This window comes from Pseudomonas sp. CFBP13508, from assembly GCF_005233515.1.
Lineage (GTDB): Bacteria > Pseudomonadota > Gammaproteobacteria > Pseudomonadales > Pseudomonadaceae > Aquipseudomonas > Aquipseudomonas mercuritolerans.
Genome location: NZ_QFZZ01000008.1, coordinates 17,748 through 36,795 on the forward strand (window position 1 = coordinate 17,748; position 19,048 = coordinate 36,795).

The window sequence follows — 19,048 nt, forward strand, 5'->3', positions numbered from 1 at the left end:
GGCCAGACTCCCAGTGGGAGAAGGTCGCCATTTGATAATTGTTTGCATTTGAACGTCAAGCTCGGACATATCCCGACACGAGCGGACATTAGAGGATAGCCATGAAGTTTCTCTGCGCCGGCAGCGATCTGGCCGAAGCCGGCAGTCGCGGTTTCGAAATCGAAGGCAAAAAGCTGTTTGCCGTGCGTCGAGGTGGCCAAGTCTTTGTCTATTTCAATCGCTGCCCGCACCGGGGTGTCGGGCTGGAATGGCAGCCCGACCAGTTTCTCGACCCGAGCAACAGCCTGATCCAGTGCGCCACCCATGGCGCACTGTTTCTGATCGAGAACGGCGAATGCGTCGCCGGCCCCTGCGCCGGGCAGTCGCTCACGGCAATTGAATGCCGGGAAGATACACAAGGCGTTTGGATCGACGTTTAACCGTTTAGCCGCACATCGAGTCGGCGATCAATGACCATTTCTTCGTGGTCCAGGCGCACTCCGTAGGCCAACACCTCAACACCACAGGCGACCGCTTCACGCAGCGCCTCGGCGTAAGCCCAATCGATTTCCTCGGCCGGGCGCACGGCATCGATGCCGGTAAGGTTCACGCAGTACAACTGCACCGCCCGAATGCCGTCGCGCGCCAGATGCGCAAGCTCACGCAGGTGTTTGGCGCCACGCTGGGTCACCGCATCGGGAAACGCCGCCACCGCCGTGCCGTCGAAGCCCAAGGTGACGCTTTTGACTTCGACATACGCCGGGCCGCTGGGGTATTCGAGGCGGAAGTCGATGCGGCTTTTTTCCTGTCCGTAGGCAACCTCACGCTTCAACGCGGTAAAGCCGTTCAACTCGGTGATCACGCCGGCCTGCAAGGCTTCTTCGACCAATCCGTTGGCGCGTGCGGTGTTGACGCAAAATAGCCGGCCCTGCGGGGTTTCGCCAATTTCCCAAGTGCCGGGCAATTTGCGTTTCGGGTCATTTGAGCGACTGAACCAGACCTGCCCGCCCTCGACCTGGCAATTGAGCATCGAACCGGTGTTAGGGCAGTGAATGGTCAGCAACTCCCCGCTAACGGTCTCGATATCGGCGAGAAAACGCTTATATCGGCGAATCAGCCGCGCTTCTTCCAGAGCAGGATAAAAGCGCATCAGCCTTGCCAGCTCTTCAAGCCGCGCGCAATGCGTTCCACGGCTTCCCGTAATCGTGCGAGGTTTTGTGTGTAAGCGAAGCGCACGTGATGGCTGGCCTGATAACGACCGAAATCCAGTCCCGGCGTAAAGGCAACGTGCTCGGTTTCGAGGAAATGTCGGCAGAATGCGAAGGCATCACCGCCGAAACGGCTGATATCGGCGTACAGATAAAACGCGCCTTCCGGCTCGACGGCGATGTTGAAACCGAGTTCACGCAGCGCCGGCAGGAGGAAGTCGCGACGGCGCGCAAACTCGGCGCGGCGCTCTTCAAGAATCGCTATGGTGGCCGGCTCGAAACAGGCCAGCGCCGCGTATTGCGCCATGCTCGGCGCACTGATGTAGAGGTTCTGCGCGAGTTTTTCCAGTTCGCTGACCGCCGCTTCTGGCGCCACCAACCAGCCCAGGCGCCAACCGGTCATGCCGAAATACTTGGAAAAACTGTTGAGGACAAAAGCGCTGTCATCGACTTCCAGCACACTGGCGGCATCGGTGCCGTAAGTCAGGCCGTGGTAGATCTCGTCCACCACCAGATGCCCGTGCCTGGCCGTGATCGCTGTGGATAACCCGGCCAGTTCATCGCGGGTCAGCAAAGTGCCCGTCGGGTTGGCCGGCGAAGCGACGAGAGCGCCGACACTGTCGTGGTCCCAGTGCCGATCAATGAGATCCGGGGTCAGTTGATAACGCACATCCGGCCCCACCGGCACCAGTTGCGCCGCGCCTTCGACCAGCCGCAGAAAGTGCCGGTTGCACGGGTAGCCCGGGTCGGCGAGCAGCCAGTGTTTACCCGGATCGACCAACAGGGCACTGGCCAGCAACAGCGCGCCGGAGCCGCCCGGTGTGATCAGAATCCGCCGTGGGTCGATGTTCAGGCCGTATCGCGACTGGTAGAACCCGGCGATCGCCTCGCGCAGTTCGGGAATGCCGCGGGCGGCGGTGTAACGGGTCTTGCCGGCAGTCAACGCGGCCTGGCCGGCGCGAATGATCGGCTCGGCAGTGGTGAAGTCCGGCTCGCCGATTTCCAGATGGATCACGTCGTGGCCCTCGGCCTGCAATTCATTGGCCCGCGCCAGCAGCGCCATCACATGGAACGGTTCGATCGCACGACTGCGCGCACTGTAGGGGCCCATTGGAATGCCTTCGACGGAAAAAAGAGACGATTCTACCTGTCTGCCGGAACGAGCGAGAACCCGTGAAGGTCACAGCCTCAAGAACGCTGGACTGTAACGATCTGAACGTACGCTCCAGGATTGACTAAAATCAGTGATTGAACAGGTCTCCCTTCCCACAGACACGGCTTGTCAGACATCTGCAAGCGCCACCCGCCGGGGGCTCGACATCCGGGAGTAGCGCAGGCTGATTTGATCTGGTAAGTTCGCCCGCTTGCAGCCGCAGGGCCGGCAGGTGTCGGTGATGGAGCAATCCTGCGCAATGGATTACAAGAGTAGAGGCGGTCTATTTCATGTCCACCCAAGCAAAGCAACAGCAGCAAGCGACGATCAGCGGCTTCGAACCTTATGTTCCGAAGGCGGGTGAAGAGTACATGGGCGCTCCGATGCGCGCGCACTTCACCAAGATCCTGAACAAGTGGAAACTGGACTTGATGCAGGAAGTCGACCGTACGGTTGATCACATGAAAGACGAAGCGGCCAACTTCCCTGACCCGGCCGACCGTGCCAGCCAGGAAGAAGAGTTCGCCCTCGAACTGCGCGCCCGCGACCGCGAGCGCAAGCTGATCAAGAAAATCGACAAGACCCTGCAACTGATCGAAGACGAAGAGTACGGCTGGTGCGAGTCCTGCGGCATCGAGATCGGCGTCAAGCGCCTCGAAGCCCGTCCGACGGCGGATCTGTGCATCGACTGCAAGACCCTGGCGGAAATCAAGGAAAAGCAGGTCGGCAAGTAATCTCGACCTGAACGAAAGACGGAGCGTGCGAACGCTCCGTTTTTGTTTCTGTGTTTTGCCCGCGGAACCTGCTTCTGCCTCTGTGGGACCGAGCCTGCTCGCGAAAGCGTCCCTTCAGACAGCTCATTATTGACTGACACAGCGCTTTCGCGAGCAGGCTCGCTCCCACAGAGGTAACCTGCTCAAATTCTGAATAGCCTTTATCGCCTCCATGACTGCCAAATCCCCCGCCTACATCGGCCGCTTCGCCCCCACCCCCAGTGGCCACCTGCACTTCGGTTCGCTGGTCGCTGCGTTGGCGTCTTACCTCGACGCCCGCGCCGTCGGTGGGCGCTGGCTGGTGCGCATGGAAGATCTCGATCCGCCGCGCGAAGAGCCCGGTGCGCAAGCGGCGATTCTCAAGGCGCTGGAAAGTTACGGCTTCGAATGGGATGGCGAGATGGTGCGTCAGAGCGATCGACACGCGGCTTATGCCGAAGTGCTCGATAGCCTGTTCAAACATGGCCTGGCCTACGCCTGCACCTGCTCGCGCAAACAACTGGAGCCCTATCACGGGATTTATCCGGGGTTTTGCCGCAATGCCGGGCATGAACAGCACGACGCCGCGATCCGCCTGCGCGTGCCGGAGCTGGAATACCACTTCATTGATCGCGTGCAGGGCGAATACCGCCAGCACCTGGGCCGCGACGTCGGCGACTTTGTCATCCGTCGGCGCGATGGTCTTTATGCTTATCAACTCGCGGTGGTACTCGATGACGCCTGGCAAGGCATTACCGATATTGTGCGCGGCGCCGACCTGCTAGATTCGACGCCGCGTCAGCTATACCTGCAAGAACTGCTCGGCCTGAAACAGCCGCGCTATCTGCACCTGCCGTTGATCACCCAGCCGGACGGCAACAAACTCGGCAAGTCCTACCGCTCGCCGCCGCTTGAAGCCGATCAAGCCACGCCGTTGCTGCTGCGGGCGTTGCGCGCGCTCGGGCAGAATCCCGGCGCTGAATTGGCGCACGCCTCGCCGCGCGAACTGCTGGCCTGGGGCAGCGCGCACTGGGATGCCGAAAAGATCCCGCGCACACTGACCCTGCCCGAAGCGCAACTGCAATGACGACACTTGCAGTCGCGCGCCCATCCGTTACCATCGCCGCACGTTTTCGGGCACGCGCATAAAAAAGAGAGGCCGGGATGTACATCTATCGCTTGGTCCTGCTTCTGGTCGTCGGGATCTACCTGTTCTCCCCCGCCATCATGGATTGGTGGATCGACGCGACGGGCGCCTGGTATCGCCCTTATCTGCTCTGGCTGATCCTGATTGTCGTGACCTTCATCCTGCAGAGCCAAAAAGATGCCGATGAGCTTTAGCCTGACCCAGATGATCCTGGTCAGCGCCGCCTACCTGGCGGCGCTGTTCGGCGTGGCTTGGGTCAGCGAACGGGGCATGATCCCGCGCGCGATCATTCGCCACCCGTTGACCTACACCTTGTCGCTGGGGGTTTACGCCAGTGCCTGGGCGTTCTACGGCACGGTGGGCCTGGCCTATCAATATGGTTACGGCTTTCTGTCCAGTTATCTCGGCGTGTCCGGTGCGTTTCTGCTGGCGCCGGTGCTGCTTTATCCGATCCTGAAAATCACCCGCACCTATCAACTGTCGTCGCTGGCCGACCTGTTTGCCTTCCGCTTTCGCAGCACCTGGGCCGGTGCGCTGACCACGATTTTCATGCTGATTGGCGTCTTGCCATTGCTTGCCTTGCAGATTCAGGCCGTGGCCGATTCGATCGGCATCCTCACCGGCGAGCGCGTGCAGAGTCGCGTGGCGCTGGCGTTCTGTGCGCTGATCATTCTGTTCACGATCTTCTTCGGTTCCCGGCATATCGCCACCCGTGAGAAACACGAAGGGCTGGTGTTCGCGATTGCCTTTGAGTCGATCATCAAACTGGTCGCCCTCGGCGGCGTTGGCCTGTATGCACTGTATGGGGTGTTCGACGGGCCGCAACAGCTCGAGCTGTGGCTGCTGCAAAACCAGACCGCCCTCGCCGCCCTGCATACGCCGTTGCAGGAAGGCCCGTGGCGCACGCTGTTGCTGGTGTTCTTCGCCTCGGCGATCGTCATGCCGCACATGTATCACATGACCTTTACGGAAAACCTCAACCCGCGCTCGCTGGTCAGCGCCAGTTGGGGCCTGCCGTTGTTTCTGCTGTTGATGAGTCTCGCCGTACCGCTGATTCTCTGGGCCGGCCTGAAACTCGGCGCCACCACCGACCCGGAATATTTCACCCTCGGCATCGGCATTGCCGCCAACAGCAAACCGCTGGCCTTGCTCGCCTACGTCGGTGGCCTGTCCGCCGCCAGTGGCCTGATCATCGTCACCACCCTGGCCTTGTCGGGCATGGCGCTGAACCACCTGGTGCTGCCGCTCTATCAACCGCCGGCCGAAGGCAACATCTACCGCTGGCTGAAATGGACCCGTCGGGCGCTGATCGTGGCGATCATCATGGCCGGTTTCGGTTTCTACCTGATGCTCGGCGTCGAGCAGGATCTGGCCAATCTCGGCATCGTCGCGTTCGTGGCGACCCTGCAATTTCTGCCCGGGGTGTTGTCGGTGCTGTACTGGCCGACCGCCAACCGCCGCGGCTTCATTGCCGGTCTGCTGGCGGGGATCACGGTCTGGGTGGTGACCATGTTGCTGCCGCTGGTCGGCAATCTGCAGGGTTTCTATATCCCGCTGCTGAACATGATCTACGTGCTCGACGACACCAGTTGGCACATGGCGGCCATCGCCTCGCTGGCCGCCAACGTGTTGATGTTCACCCTGATCTCGCTGTTCACCAATGCCAGCCCGGAAGAAGCCAGCGCCGCCGAGGCCTGCGCGGTGGATAACGTGCGCCGCCCGCAACGCCGTGAACTGCACGCAGCCTCGCCACAGGAATTCGCCACGCAACTGGCCAAACCGCTGGGCGCCAAGGCAGCGCAAAAAGAAGTCGAGCAAGCGCTGCGCGACTTGTATCTGCCCTTCGATGAACGCCGGCCTTACGCCTTGCGCCGTTTGCGCGACCGCATCGAGGCCAACCTGTCCGGCCTGATGGGGCCGAGCGTCGCGCAGGACATGGTGGAAACCTTTCTGCCTTACAAGGCGGGCGGCGAAAACTATGTCACCGAAGACATCCACTTCATTGAAAGCCGTCTCGAGGATTATCACTCGCGCCTCACAGGGCTTGCCGCCGAGCTCGACGCCCTGCGCCGCTACCACCGCCAGACCTTGCAGGAACTGCCGATGGGCGTTTGCTCGCTGGCCAAGGATCAAGAGATCCTGATGTGGAACAAGGCCATGGAAGAGCTGACCGGCATCGCCGCGCAGCGAGTGGTCGGTTCGCGCCTGAGCACCATTGCCAACCCGTGGAAAGAATTGCTGCAAGGTTTCATCAACCTGCCCGACGAGCATTTGCACAAACAGCACCTGGCCCTCGATGGTCAGACCCGCTGGCTGAACCTGCACAAAGCGGCAATCGACGAGCCGTTGGCACCGGGTAACAGTGGTCTGGTGTTACTCGTCGAAGATTTGACCGAAACGCAGATGCTCGAAGATAAACTGGTGCATTCCGAACGGCTGGCCAGCATCGGTCGACTCGCAGCGGGGGTAGCCCACGAAATCGGCAACCCGATCACCGGCATCGCCTGCCTGGCGCAGAACCTGCGCGAAGAGCGTGAAGATGACGGCGAGCTGACGGAAATCAGCGGGCAGATTCTCGAGCAGACCAAACGCGTCTCGCGCATCGTCCAGTCGCTGATGAGCTTCGCCCATGCCGGCAGTCATCAGCACAACGACGAACCGGTGTGTCTGGCCGAAGTCGCGCAGGACGCCATTGGCCTGCTGGCGCTGAACCGGCGCAATTTCGAAGTGCAGTTCTACAACCTGTGCGATCCCGATCATTGGGTCGAAGGCGACCCGCAACGGCTTGCCCAGGTGCTGATCAATCTGCTCTCCAACGCCCGCGACGCCTCGCCGCCGCACAGTGCGGTACGGGTCAAGAGCGAAGCCGGCGAACACACGGTCGATCTGATCGTCGAAGACGAAGGCAGCGGTATTCCGTCGAGCATCATGGACCGATTGTTCGAACCTTTCTTCACCACCAAGGATCCGGGTGAAGGCACCGGTCTGGGCCTTGCACTGGTCTATTCCATCGTTGAAGAGCATTATGGACAAATCACCATCGACAGCCCGGCTGATGTACAAAGCCAACGCGGCACCCGTATCCGGGTGACCTTACCGCGTCATGTCGAAGCGACGTCCGCTGTGAACTGAGACCGTCGAGAGTATCGAATCAATGCCGCACATTTTGATCGTCGAAGACGAAACAATCATCCGCTCCGCCTTGCGCCGCCTGCTGGAACGCAACCAGTACCAGGTCAGCGAAGCCGGATCAGTGCAGGAAGCACAAGAACGCTTCACCATTCCTACGTTCGATCTGATCGTCAGCGACCTGCGCCTGCCGGGTGCTCCGGGCACCGAGCTGATCAAGCTCGGCCAGGGCACGCCGGTGCTGATCATGACCAGTTACGCCAGCCTGCGCTCGGCGGTCGACTCGATGAAAATGGGCGCGGTCGATTACATCGCCAAGCCGTTCGACCACGATGAAATGCTCCAGGCGGTTGCGCGGATCCTGCGCGATCGCCAGTCGGCGCCGGCTGCCGGCGAAGCCACCGCGAGCAAGCCTGCCGCTGGCAATGGCAAAGCCGCTGTGGATAACAGCAATGGTGAAATTGGCATCATCGGCTCCTGCCCACCGATGCAGGACCTGTACAGCAAGATCCGCAAAGTCGCGCCAACCGATTCCAACGTGTTGATTCAGGGTGAGTCCGGTACCGGTAAAGAACTGGTGGCCCGCGCTCTGCACAATCTGTCGAAACGCGCCAAGGCGCCGATGATTTCGGTGAACTGCGCGGCGATTCCGGAAAGCCTGATCGAATCCGAACTGTTCGGCCACGAGAAAGGCGCGTTCACCGGGGCCAGTGCCGGTCGCGCCGGTCTGGTCGAAGCGGCGGACGGCGGCACCTTGTTTCTCGATGAGATCGGCGAACTGCCCCTCGAAGCCCAGGCTCGCTTGCTGCGGGTTCTGCAGGAGGGCGAAATTCGCCGCGTAGGTTCGGTGCAGTCACAGAAAGTCGATGTGCGCCTGATCGCTGCAACTCACCGCGATCTGAAGAGCCTGGCGAAAATCGGTCAGTTCCGTGAAGACCTTTATTACCGTCTGCACGTGATTGCCCTGAAGCTGCCGCCGCTGCGCGAGCGCGGCGCCGACGTCAACGAAATCGCCAATGCCTTCCTCGCTCGCCAGAGCGCGCGGATCAATCGCACCGACCTGAAATTCGCTGCCGATGCCGAACAGGCGATCCGGCACTATTCCTGGCCGGGTAACGTCCGTGAGCTGGAAAACGCTGTCGAGCGCGCGGTGATTCTCAGCGAAAGCCCGGAGATTTCGGCCGACCTGCTGGGCATCGACATCGAGCTGAGCGATCTGGAGGACGATGAGTTCATCGGTCTGCCGCCGCAAACCGGCGGTAACGCCAGCAACAGCAGCCATGAGCCGACCGAGGATCTGTCGCTGGAAGACTATTTCCAGCACTTCGTCCTCGAGCATCAGGACCACATGACCGAGACCGAACTGGCACGCAAACTGGGCGTCAGCCGCAAATGCCTGTGGGAACGCCGCCAGCGTCTGGGCATTCCACGGCGCAAGACCGGGGTTGCCAGCGAGAGCTGAGCGTTACCCACCGCGTGCGCGGGTAACGCATGACAATGTGAAAAAACTGTTACCGCAGTCGATTCACGTAACAGAAGCCGGGGTTATCGGTAACGAAACCCCGGCTTTTTTTCGCCCCTGCAAAACGGTTATATCGACCTAACCCCTTGTTTTACTGGGCTTGGCAAAAGTTGGCACGCACCCTGCTATATGTTTGGTACAAGAACAATAACAAGCAATGCACAAGACAATAAAAATAAGACGAATCGACTCACGCACAATAAAAACAAGACGGCGAGAGGCGCAGCTAACTGATTCTTTTGGAGAGGCGTTGTATTTGGGGCTTGCCCCACGACCAGGCCGAGAACAACAAAAACTGTCCTAAGACAGAGCCTGTACTGGTTGGATCGAGAGATCACTGCAATTCAGCGACCAAAGCAATCCGTTTGCTCTTGGCTCCCGATTGGGAGGGTCACGAGGGAAACACTTCGTGGCGAGGGCACTCAACAAAAACAAGAAGCCCGAATCAATAATAAAAAGAGCACGCAACTACTTCTTGGGGAGCTTCGGCTCCCCTTGTAGTTTCTCCCTTCTGCAAAAAATCCTCCGCTCTACCCCCGCTTCACCCTTGTAGCTTGCGGCTTTCAGCTCGAATCTGCTGTCTCCTACACCATCCCCCGACTAAATGCTAGAATCTGCGCCCATCATGCGGTCATTCTTTTGGTATGGCCGAACATTCCTTCAAACAGTGCATCCCATGCTGAAGAAGCTGTTCCAGTCATTCCGAACTCCCGTGCGTCGTACGCAACACATCCGCAGCACCCCTGAAGTGCTCAACAGCGGCCAACATTCGCTGCAGAAAACGCAGTTCAGCCGCTATGCGGTGAATATCGTCGAACGCCTGCAAGGTGCCGGTTACCAGGCTTATCTGGTCGGTGGTTGCGTGCGTGACATGCTGCTGGGCATCACGCCCAAGGACTTCGACGTCGCCACCAGTGCCACCCCCGAGCAGGTGCGCGCCGAATTCCGCAATGCGCGGATCATCGGTCGCCGGTTCAAGCTGGTGCACATCCATTTCGGTCGCGAAATCATTGAAGTCGCGACCTTCCGCGCCAACCACCCGGTCAACGAAGACGACGAAGACAGCAACCAGTCTTCGCGCAACGAGAGCGGGCGGATTCTGCGCGACAACGTCTACGGCACCCTGGAAGAAGACGCGCAACGTCGCGACTTCACCATTAACGCCCTGTATTACGATCCGGTCAGCGAGCGCATCCTCGACTACGCCAACGGCGTGCACGACATCCGCAATCACCTGATCCGTCTGATCGGCGACCCCAAGCAGCGTTATCAGGAAGATCCGGTGCGCATGCTGCGCGCGGTGCGTTTTGCCGCCAAGCTCAACTTCGGCATCGAGAAGCACACCGTGCAGCCGATCCGTGAACTGGCGCCGATGCTGCGCGAGATTCCGTCGGCGCGGCTGTTCGAAGAAGTGCTCAAGCTGTTCCTCTCCGGCCACGGCGCGATCACCTTTGAAATGCTGGTCGACCTGCAACTGTTCGCACCGCTGTTCCCGGCCAGTGCCGAGGCGCTGGAATACAACCCGGAATACACCCATACGCTGATCAGCGAAGCGCTGACCAACACCGATCTGCGCATCAAGCAGAACAAACCGGTGACCCCGGCGTTCCTCTTTGCCGCCTTGCTCTGGCCGGCGCTGCCGGCGCGAGTGCTGCGTCTGCAGGAACGTGGCATGCCGCCGATTCCGGCGATGCAGGAAGCGGCTCATGAGCTGATCGCCGAACAGTGCCAGCGCATCGCGATTCCGAAGCGCTTCACCATGCCGATCCGCGAAATCTGGGACATGCAGGAACGCCTGCCACGGCGCAGCGGCAAACGCGCCGACCTGTTGCTGGACAACCCGCGCTTCCGTGCCGGTTACGATTTCCTGCTGCTGCGTGAAAGCGCCGGCGAGGAGACCGATGGCCTCGGCGAGTGGTGGACCGATTATCAGGACGCCAACGACAGCGAGCGTCGCGACATGATCCGCGACCTCAGCGGCAAGGGCGACGATGCCAGCGGCGCGCCACGCAAACGTCGCCGCAGCGGCGGTTCCAAGCGCAAGCGCGCCGGTGCTTCGAGCGCGACGGGCGAGTAAGCGATGGAACGCATCTACATCGGCCTGGGCAGCAACCTCGCTGACCCGGCCGACCAGTTGCGCAGCGCCATCGCGGCGCTGGGGCAATTGCCGCAGACGAGCCTTGCCGGCGTCTCAGCCTTTTATCAAAGCGATTCGCTGTTGCCGGGCCAGCCTCGTTACACCAATGCCGTCGCAGCCCTCGACAGTTCGCTCGCACCGATCGAGCTGCTCGACGCCTTGCAAGCGATCGAAAACGCTCAGGGCCGCGAGCGTCTTGAGCGCTGGGGGCCACGCACGCTGGATCTGGATATTCTGCTGTTCGGCGATCGCCTGATCGATGAGCCACGGCTGAAGGTCCCGCATTACCAGATTCAGGAGCGGGCGTTCGTTCTCTATCCCCTCGCTGAACTGGCACCGCAGGATCTGCGCCTTGCCGATGGCCGCACACTGACAGAGCTGCTGGCCGCCTGCGCGTTTGTCGGCCTTGAGCGCATATCCCACGCCTGACACGAATCCGTCGTGTAGGAGCTGCGGAACGCTGCGATCTTTTGGTCTTGATGCTAAAAATCAAAAGATCGCAGCCTCGTTTCACTCGACAGCTCCTACAGTTGATCGGGTGAGATTCACTATTATTGTCAGACAAAAATCCCCCGAATCAGGCCCGCCGCGCCGCTGAATCGCATCAGTAACGCCGGTAACACCGCCCGCGTAACAATGCGGTAACACACGCAATTGACTTCCTGTTGGCTCATCACGACTATAGGCGTCCCGCTGCCGCCAACCCGGCATGAACGGGCGCAATCCAGGCCTTTCAAAGCACGACACAAGACCGTGCGCCTGAGTAGATGAAGAATCACGCGCGTGACTCGCAGCAGTTTGCAGAGCGCCTGAACGAGGATTTTTTACATGCCAGCCATCACCCTGACCACGCTCCAGAGCCTCAAGCAGAAAGGTGAAAAAATCACCATGCTGACCTGCTATGACGCGACCTTCGCCCATGCCTGCAACGAGGCCGGTGTCGAAGTGCTGCTGGTCGGCGACTCCCTCGGCATGGTCCTGCAGGGGCACGACAGCACCCTGCCGGTGACCACGGCGGAAATGGCCTACCACGTCGCCAGCGTCAAGCGTGGCAATGGCGATGCGCTGATCCTCGCCGACCTGCCGTTCATGGCCAACGCCACCCTCGAACAGACCATGAACAACAGCGCCATGCTGATGCAGGCCGGTGCGCACATGGTCAAGGTTGAAGGTCAACTGTGGCTGGCGGAGTCGATCCGCCTGCTTGCCGAGCGCGGTGTGCCGGTGTGTGCGCACATGGGCCTGACCCCGCAAGCAGTGAACATCCTCGGTGGCTATAAAGTGCAGGGCCGCAACGAGAATCAGGCGCGGCAGATGCGTGCCGATGCGATCGCGCTGGAGCAGGCCGGTGCGGCCATGCTGTTGCTCGAGTGCGTGCCGAGCGAACTGGCAGCAGAAATCAGCCAGGCCGTGGGCATTCCGGTGATCGGTATCGGTGCCGGCAACGCCACCGACGGCCAGGTGCTGGTATTGCACGACATGCTCGGCCTGTCGATCACCGGCCGCGTGCCCAAATTCGTCAAGAACTTCATGCAAGGTCAGGACAGCATCCAGTCCGCGCTGAAGGCTTACGTCAGCGAAGTCAAAGCCACCACGTTCCCCGGCATCGAACACGGATTCTCTGCATGAACACCGTCAAAACCGTACGCGAACTGCGTGCCGCCGTCGCCCGCGCGCGCAGTGAAGGCAAGCGCATCGGCTTCGTGCCGACCATGGGCAACCTGCACAGCGGCCACGTAGCACTGATCACCAAAGCTACCCAGCGAGTGGATTTCGTCGTCGCGAGTATTTTCGTCAACCCGTTGCAGTTCGGCGCCGGCGAAGACCTCGACAAATACCCGCGCACCCTCGCCGCCGATCAGGAAAAGCTCCTCGAAGCCGGTTGCGACCTGCTGTTTGCGCCGACGGTTGAAGAGATGTACCCGGACGGCATGGCCGGACAAACCCGGGTCAGTGTGCCGCAATTGTCCGAAGGCCTGTGTGGCGCCAGCCGTCCAGGGCACTTCGAAGGTGTGGCGACCGTAGTCAGCAAGCTGTTCAACATGGTCCAGCCGGATCTGGCGATTTTCGGCCAGAAGGATTACCAGCAACTGGCGGTGATCCGCGCACTGGTGCATGACCTGAACATGCCGATCCAGATCATCGGCGAGCCGACCGTGCGTGCAGCGGACGGTCTGGCGCTGTCGTCGCGCAACGGCTTCCTCAGTGAAGATCAACGCGCGGTGGCACCTGTGGTGTATCGCGTGCTGAGCAGCATTGCCGAAGCGATCAAGCAAGGTGAGCGTGATTACCCGGCGCTGATCGCTGCGCAGTCGCAGGTGCTGGAAGCGGCGGGGCTGCGTCCGGACTATCTGGAAATACGCCATGGCCTGACGTTGCGTCCGGCGACGGTGGAAGATCGCGATCTGGTGATTCTCGCGGCGGCGTTCCTCGGCACTACGCGGCTGATCGACAACCTGCACCTGAACCTCGATAGCCCGATTTAAGCAGCAACGAATTTCCTGTGGGAGCGAGCCTGCTCGCGAAGGCGGTGTATCAGCGACTTATAAGTTGCCTGACACCACGCCTTCGCGAGCAGGCTCGCTCCCACAGGTGTTTTCGGTGCATGCCGGTTGGGCGAAAATCTTTCGGGCACCTCCGTTTGTCGGCCAGATTCCTCTGCGGATGTTAAAAAAGTACAGGGATCTGGTCAGACAAAGTCAAGACAGAACGCAGCGCGAGGTTTACTGTATTCGCCCTGTGTCCAGATCTCGTGTCGACGCAGTTGATCCCATGCGCTAAAAACCCGTGGTTGATCTGTACCGTGTTCAAAAGGCCGTTCAAGTAAAAAGGAAAACCGCAGCGATGGCGTACTACCGCACTCCTCACGACGTTACCGCTCTGCCCGCCTGGCAAGCGTTGAAAGATCACCGCCAAGCCATGCAGGATTTCAGCATGCGCGAGGCCTTCAACGCCGATCCGCAGCGTTTCAATCAGTTCACCCTCAGCAGCTGCGGTCTGTTTCTCGATTATTCGAAGAATTTGATCAACGCCGAGACCCGCGACCTGCTCGTGGGCCTGGCCAATGAAGTCGATCTGAAGGGCGCGATCAAAGCGCTGTTCGACGGCGAAATCGTCAACGCCTCCGAAGGCCGCCCGGCACTGCACACCGCCCTGCGCCGCCCGGTCGGCGACAAGTTGTCGGTCAACGGCGTCAACGTGATGCCGGAAGTGCACAAGGTGCTGAACCAGATCACTGATCTGGTCGGCCGTATTCACGACGGCCTGTGGCGCGGTTACACCGAGAAGCCGATCACTGACGTGGTCAATATCGGTATCGGTGGTTCGTTCCTCGGTCCCGAGCTGGTGTCCGAAGCGCTGCTGTCCTACGCGCAGAAAGGCGTACGTTGCCACTATCTGGCAAACATCGACGGCAGCGAATTCCACGAGCTGACGCAGAAACTGCGTGCCGAGACCACCCTGTTCATCGTTTCGTCGAAGTCGTTCAACACCCTCGAAACCCTGAAGAACGCCCAGGCCGCACGCGCCTGGTACCTGGCGCAGGGCGGCTCGGAAGCCGAGCTGTATCGTCACTTCATCGCGGTGTCGAGCAACAACGCCGCAGCGGTGGCCTTCGGTATCCGCGAAGAAAACATCTTCCCGATGTGGGACTGGGTCGGCGGGCGTTATTCGCTGTGGTCGGCGATCGGTTTGCCGATCGCGCTGGCCATCGGCATGTCCAACTTCAAGGAACTGCTGTCCGGTGCCTACACCATGGACCAGCATTTCCAGACCGCGCCGTTCGAACAGAACATGCCGGTGCTGCTGGCTCTGCTCGGCGTGTGGTACGGCAATTTCTGGGGCGCGCAAAGCCACGCGATCCTGCCGTACGACCACTACCTGCGCAACATCACCAAGCACTTGCAACAGCTGGACATGGAATCCAACGGCAAGAGCGTGCGTCAGGACGGCACCTCGGTGTCGACCGATACCGGCCCGGTGATCTGGGGCGGCGTCGGCTGCAACGGTCAGCATGCTTACCACCAGTTGCTGCACCAGGGCACCCAACTGATCCCGGCCGACTTCATCGTGCCGATCGTCAGCTTCAACCCGGTTTCCGACCATCATCAGTGGCTGTACGCCAACTGCCTGTCGCAGAGCCAGGCGCTGATGCTCGGCAAGACCCTGCCGGAAGCCGAAGCTGAACTGCGCGACAAAGGCATGGGCGAAGACGACGTGCGCAAACTCGCGCCGCACAAGGTGATCCCGGGCAATCGTCCGAGCAACACCCTGGTGGTCGAACGCATCAGCCCGCGTCGCCTCGGCGCCCTGGTTGCGATGTATGAGCACAAAGTGTTCGTGCAAAGCGTGGTCTGGGGCATCAACGCCTTCGACCAGTGGGGTGTGGAACTGGGCAAGGAATTGGGCAAAGGCGTCTACAACCGCCTGGTCGGCAGCGACGAGACCGTGGCTGACGATGCCTCGACTCAAGGCCTGATCAACTACTTCCGCGGGCGTCATCGCGGCTGATAAAAGCCTTCGGGCCCAACGCTGTTCCCCTGTGGGAGCGAGCCTGCTCGCGAAATCGGTGCGTCATTCAACACTGTGTTGACTGATCCGCCGCCTTCGCGAGCAGGCTCGCTCCCACAGTTGTTTTGGCGCATGACTTGAACCTGTGCAGCGCTCGGCGCATCTTTATTCGTGTCGCACCACAAGAATAAGGAACCGTCATGTTCGATATCAGCACGTTCCCCAAAGCCGATGCCGTGCGCCAGGCCGCTCAGTTGAGCCAGGACGAGTATCGGCGCCTGTACCGCGAATCGATTGAACACCCCAGTGCCTTCTGGGCCGAGCAGGCCACGCGCTTCCTCGACTGGAGCACGCCATGGCAGACCGTGCAGCGCTATGACCTGAAAACCGGTGAAGCGGCCTGGTTTGCCGGCGGCAAGCTCAACGTCAGTTACAACTGCATCGACCGTCACCTCAAGCAACGCGGCGAGCAGACCGCCCTGCTCTGGGAAGGCGACGACCCGGCCGAATCGGCGCAAATCACCTACAACAAACTCCATCATCACGTCTGCCGACTGGCCAACGTGTTGAAAAACCGTGGCGTGAAGAAAGGCGACCGGGTGTGCATCTACATGCCGATGATCCCCGAAGCCGCCTACGCCATGCTCGCCTGCGCGCGGATCGGTGCGATTCACTCGGTGGTGTTCGGCGGATTCTCTCCGGATTCCCTGCGCGACCGGATTCTCGATGCCGACTGCCGTACCGTGATCACGGCCGATGAAGGCGTGCGCGGCGGCCGCTTCGTGCCGCTGAAAAACAACGTCGACAAAGCCCTGCAAAGTTGCCCGAACGTCAGCACCGTGGTGGTGGTCGAGCGCACGCAGGGCCAAGTCGATTGGGTCGAGGGCCGTGACCTCTGGTACCACCAGGCCGTGCGCGAGGTCAGCGACGACTGCCCGCCGGAACCGATGGACGCTGAAGACCCGCTGTTCATCCTCTACACCTCCGGCAGCACCGGCAAACCCAAAGGCGTGCTGCACACCACCGGCGGCTACCTGCTGCAAGCGGCAATGACCTTCAAGTACGTACTCGACTACCGCGACGGCGAAGTGTTCTGGTGCACCGCCGACGTCGGCTGGGTCACCGGCCACAGTTACATCGTCTACGGGCCGCTGGCCAACGGTGCGACCACACTGATGTTTGAAGGCGTGCCGAGCTACCCGAGCAGTTCGCGCTTCTGGCAGGTCATCGACAAGCACAAGGTGAACATTTTCTACACAGCACCCACCGCCCTGCGCGCGCTGATGCGCGAAGGCACCGGACCATTGAAGGAAACGTCACGCGCCAGCCTCAGATTGCTCGGCAGCGTCGGTGAGCCGATCAACCCGGAAGCGTGGGAATGGTATTTCAATGCTGTCGGTGAACAGCGCTGCCCGATCGTCGACACTTGGTGGCAGACCGAAACCGGCGGCATCATGCTCAGCCCGCTGGTCAGCGCGCAACGGATCAAACCGGGCTGCGCGACGCAACCGATGTTCGGCGTGCAACCCGTACTGCTCGACGAAGTCGGCAAGGAAATCCACGGCGCCGGCAGTGGCGTGCTTGCGATCAAATCGAGCTGGCCGGCGCAGATTCGCAGCGTCTACGGCGATCCTCAGCGGATGATCGACACCTACTTCAAGCCCTACCCCGGCTATTACTTCACCGGCGACGGCGCCCGCCGCGACGAGGACGGCGATTACTGGATCACCGGACGCATCGACGACGTGATCAACGTCTCCGGCCACCGCATTGGCACCGCCGAAGTGGAAAGCGCCCTGGTGCTGCACGACAGCATCGCCGAGGCCGCCGTGGTCGGTTATCCCCACGACGTCAAAGGCCAGGGCATCTACGCGTTCGTCACGCCAATGAACGGCACCGAGGCCAACGAAGAGCTGAAGAAAGACCTGCTGGCGCATGTCAGCAAGGAGATCGGCAGCTTCGCCAAACCGGACCTGATCCAGTGGGCGCCGGCGCTGCCAAAGACCCGTTCGGGCAAGATCATGCGGCGGATTCTGCGCAAGATTGCCTGCAATGAGCTCGACAGTCTGGGCGATACTTCGACGCTGGCTGATCCGAGTGTGGTGCAGGACCTCGTCGACAAGCGGCTCAATACTTGAGAGCTGCAAGTTTCTAGCTACAAGCTGCAAGCTAAAGCGGTCCGCGCAGCTTTTCGCTTTTAGCTTGCAGCTAGAAACTTGCCGCTTGTAGCTCCCCGACTGCTAAGCTTCGCGTTTTTTCAGCAAGGCGCCCGCATGTCTTCCTTGAATCAGGCGCTGCGCGCCGCCCTCGATCAACGCCAGGACCTGCTCGCTGCGCTGCACAGCCAGGGCACCGATTGCTATCGGCTGTTCCATGGCAGCCAGGAAGGTGCCGGCGGCCTGACCATCGACCGCTACGGCCCGCAACTGCTGGTGCAGAGTTTTCACCAGACGCTCGAACGTGACGACCTGCTGCAACTGCACGCCATGGTCAACCAGACCCTGGGCTTCGACAGCCTGCTGGTCTACAACGACCGCTCCCGTGGCAACTCGCGGATCGATCGCGAGGACAGCGTCTATAAAGCCGATGACGCCGCGCTGGCCGATCTGGTCGGGCATGAATGGGGTCTGAACTACCGCGTGCGCGGGCGTCATGCCGGGCAGGATCCGCTGCTGTTCCTCGACCTGCGCAACACCCGTGGCTGGGTCAAGGATCATGCGCAAGGCAAAAGCATGCTCAACCTGTTCGCCTACACCTGTGGTGTTGGCCTCAGTGCAGCGGCCGGCGGTGCACGTGAGGTGTGCAACCTCGATTTTGCCGAGGGCAATCTGGCGGTCGGTCGCGAGAATGGTTTGCTCAACCCGCAGTTGCCGCCGATGCAATTCATTCAGTCCGATTACTTCCCGGCGATCCGTCAGCTTGCTGGCCTGCCGATCAGCGTGCGGCGCGGGCAGAAGTTGCCGAGCTATCAGCGCCTCGAACAGCGCCAATACGATCTGGTCCTGCTCGATCCGCCGGCGTGGGCCAAAAGTGCGTTCGGCACCGTCGATCTGCTACGCGATTATCAGAGCCTGCTCAAACCGGCGCTGCTGACCACCGCCGACAACGGCGTGCTGATCTGCTGCAACAACTTGGCGAAAGTCAGCATGGACGACTGGCGCGAACAAGTGCTGCGCTGCGCCGAAAAGGCCGGCCGCCCGGTGCGCGAATGGAGCGTGATGACCCCGGGCGCCGATTTCCCCTCGCTGGACCAGCAGCCGCCGTTGAAGACGCTGATCTTGCAGTTGTGATCCCTCCGGCATGAGCGATTACATTTCCCTGTGGGAGCGAGCCTGCTCGCGAAAGCGCAGTGTCAGTCGACTTGTTTTTCACTGAACCAGCGCATTCGCGAGCAGGCTCGCTCCCACAAGGGAGATCTATTCCTGCAGAAATTTCTGAACAATCCTGTCCCACATCAAGCACTTCGGAACCAGAATCGCGTGCCATACTCCAAGGCACTCCGATTCAGACAG

Annotated in this window: 15 protein-coding genes; 13 read left to right on the forward strand and 2 right to left on the reverse strand. The window is 60.8% G+C overall.

Annotated elements, in window-relative coordinates; translation table 11 throughout:
- Positions 1-101 precede the first annotated feature (101 nt).
- Positions 102-419 (forward strand): Rieske (2Fe-2S) protein, encoded by a 318-nt coding sequence (locus PspCFBP13508_RS20935; RefSeq protein ID WP_122506697.1) that lies wholly within the window; start codon positions 102-104, stop codon positions 417-419.
- On the opposite strand, the gene sfsA is transcribed toward PspCFBP13508_RS20935, so the two are convergent.
- Positions 416-1,129 carry a DNA/RNA nuclease SfsA gene (sfsA, locus tag PspCFBP13508_RS20940; RefSeq protein WP_122706084.1) on the reverse strand — a complete coding sequence of 238 codons (714 nt, stop codon included), beginning with the start codon at positions 1,127-1,129 and terminating at the stop codon, positions 416-418. The genes PspCFBP13508_RS20935 and sfsA overlap by 4 nt on opposite strands.
- On the reverse strand, positions 1,129-2,298 hold the full coding sequence (locus PspCFBP13508_RS20945; protein ID WP_137215591.1) for a pyridoxal phosphate-dependent aminotransferase: 1,170 nt from the start codon (positions 2,296-2,298) through the stop codon (positions 1,129-1,131). Before PspCFBP13508_RS20945 ends, sfsA begins: the two co-directional genes overlap by 1 nt.
- Positions 2,299-2,630: 332 nt before the next feature.
- On the opposite strand from PspCFBP13508_RS20945, the gene dksA reads away from it, so the two are divergent.
- The 12 genes from dksA to PspCFBP13508_RS21005 all read left to right on the forward strand — a co-directional run bounded on the left by dksA (position 2,631) and on the right by PspCFBP13508_RS21005 (position 18,826).
- The gene (gene dksA, locus PspCFBP13508_RS20950) at positions 2,631-3,074 is read left to right on the forward strand and encodes an RNA polymerase-binding protein DksA (RefSeq protein WP_101157646.1); all 444 of its coding nucleotides are present in this window, start codon (positions 2,631-2,633) and stop codon (positions 3,072-3,074) included.
- 211 nt (positions 3,075-3,285) lie between these two features.
- On the forward strand, positions 3,286-4,179 hold the full coding sequence (gene gluQRS, locus PspCFBP13508_RS20955; protein WP_137215592.1) for a tRNA glutamyl-Q(34) synthetase GluQRS: 894 nt from the start codon (positions 3,286-3,288) through the stop codon (positions 4,177-4,179).
- Between the two features lie 77 nt (positions 4,180-4,256).
- Positions 4,257-4,433, forward strand: a complete 177-nt coding sequence (locus tag PspCFBP13508_RS20960) for a hypothetical protein (RefSeq protein ID WP_003176118.1) — start codon at positions 4,257-4,259, stop codon at positions 4,431-4,433.
- Entirely contained in the window at positions 4,417-7,371 is a 2,955-nt protein-coding gene (locus PspCFBP13508_RS20965; protein ID WP_161984088.1) for a sensor histidine kinase, read from the forward strand. Before PspCFBP13508_RS20960 ends, PspCFBP13508_RS20965 begins: the two co-directional genes overlap by 17 nt.
- Before the next feature lie 22 nt (positions 7,372-7,393).
- A complete protein-coding gene (locus PspCFBP13508_RS20970; protein WP_039761623.1) occupies positions 7,394-8,830 on the forward strand; it encodes a sigma-54 dependent transcriptional regulator in 1,437 nt (478 codons plus the stop codon).
- Positions 8,831-9,566: 736 nt separating this feature from the next.
- On the forward strand, positions 9,567-10,967 hold the full coding sequence (locus tag PspCFBP13508_RS20975; protein ID WP_016773164.1) for a polynucleotide adenylyltransferase PcnB: 1,401 nt from the start codon (positions 9,567-9,569) through the stop codon (positions 10,965-10,967).
- A 3-nt stretch (positions 10,968-10,970) separates the two neighbouring features.
- Positions 10,971-11,456: a 2-amino-4-hydroxy-6-hydroxymethyldihydropteridine diphosphokinase gene (gene folK, locus PspCFBP13508_RS20980; RefSeq protein ID WP_137215594.1), complete on the forward strand. Its 486-nt coding sequence runs from the start codon at positions 10,971-10,973 to the stop codon at positions 11,454-11,456.
- Positions 11,457-11,855: 399 nt separating this feature from the next.
- Complete coding sequence (gene panB / locus PspCFBP13508_RS20985) at positions 11,856-12,656, forward strand: 3-methyl-2-oxobutanoate hydroxymethyltransferase (protein ID WP_122698553.1); 801 nt, start codon at positions 11,856-11,858, stop codon at positions 12,654-12,656.
- Entirely contained in the window at positions 12,653-13,513 is an 861-nt protein-coding gene (panC, locus tag PspCFBP13508_RS20990; RefSeq protein ID WP_130909974.1) for a pantoate--beta-alanine ligase, read from the forward strand. Before panB ends, panC begins: the two co-directional genes overlap by 4 nt.
- A gap of 358 nt (positions 13,514-13,871) precedes the next feature.
- On the forward strand, positions 13,872-15,536 hold the full coding sequence (gene pgi, locus PspCFBP13508_RS20995) for a glucose-6-phosphate isomerase (protein WP_130909975.1): 1,665 nt from the start codon (positions 13,872-13,874) through the stop codon (positions 15,534-15,536).
- Between the two features lie 200 nt (positions 15,537-15,736).
- Entirely contained in the window at positions 15,737-17,674 is a 1,938-nt protein-coding gene (acs, locus tag PspCFBP13508_RS21000; protein ID WP_137215595.1) for an acetate--CoA ligase, read from the forward strand.
- Between the two features lie 135 nt (positions 17,675-17,809).
- Positions 17,810-18,826, forward strand: a complete 1,017-nt coding sequence (locus PspCFBP13508_RS21005) for a class I SAM-dependent methyltransferase (RefSeq protein ID WP_137215596.1) — start codon at positions 17,810-17,812, stop codon at positions 18,824-18,826.
- Positions 18,827-19,048 lie beyond the last annotated feature (222 nt).

Coding starts and splice junctions, on each gene's coding strand:
- PspCFBP13508_RS20935 (WP_122506697.1), top strand. CDS start 102: ATGAAGTTTCTCTGCGCCGGCAGCGATCTGGCCGAAGCCGGCAGTCGC.
- sfsA (WP_122706084.1), bottom strand. CDS start 1,129: ATGCGCTTTTATCCTGCTCTGGAAGAAGCGCGGCTGATTCGCCGATAT.
- PspCFBP13508_RS20945 (WP_137215591.1), bottom strand. CDS start 2,298: ATGGGCCCCTACAGTGCGCGCAGTCGTGCGATCGAACCGTTCCATGTG.
- dksA (WP_101157646.1), top strand. CDS start 2,631: ATGTCCACCCAAGCAAAGCAACAGCAGCAAGCGACGATCAGCGGCTTC.
- gluQRS (WP_137215592.1), top strand. CDS start 3,286: ATGACTGCCAAATCCCCCGCCTACATCGGCCGCTTCGCCCCCACCCCC.
- PspCFBP13508_RS20960 (WP_003176118.1), top strand. CDS start 4,257: ATGTACATCTATCGCTTGGTCCTGCTTCTGGTCGTCGGGATCTACCTG.
- PspCFBP13508_RS20965 (WP_161984088.1), top strand. CDS start 4,417: ATGCCGATGAGCTTTAGCCTGACCCAGATGATCCTGGTCAGCGCCGCC.
- PspCFBP13508_RS20970 (WP_039761623.1), top strand. CDS start 7,394: ATGCCGCACATTTTGATCGTCGAAGACGAAACAATCATCCGCTCCGCC.
- PspCFBP13508_RS20975 (WP_016773164.1), top strand. CDS start 9,567: ATGCTGAAGAAGCTGTTCCAGTCATTCCGAACTCCCGTGCGTCGTACG.
- folK (WP_137215594.1), top strand. CDS start 10,971: ATGGAACGCATCTACATCGGCCTGGGCAGCAACCTCGCTGACCCGGCC.
- panB (WP_122698553.1), top strand. CDS start 11,856: ATGCCAGCCATCACCCTGACCACGCTCCAGAGCCTCAAGCAGAAAGGT.
- panC (WP_130909974.1), top strand. CDS start 12,653: ATGAACACCGTCAAAACCGTACGCGAACTGCGTGCCGCCGTCGCCCGC.
- pgi (WP_130909975.1), top strand. CDS start 13,872: ATGGCGTACTACCGCACTCCTCACGACGTTACCGCTCTGCCCGCCTGG.
- acs (WP_137215595.1), top strand. CDS start 15,737: ATGTTCGATATCAGCACGTTCCCCAAAGCCGATGCCGTGCGCCAGGCC.
- PspCFBP13508_RS21005 (WP_137215596.1), top strand. CDS start 17,810: ATGTCTTCCTTGAATCAGGCGCTGCGCGCCGCCCTCGATCAACGCCAG.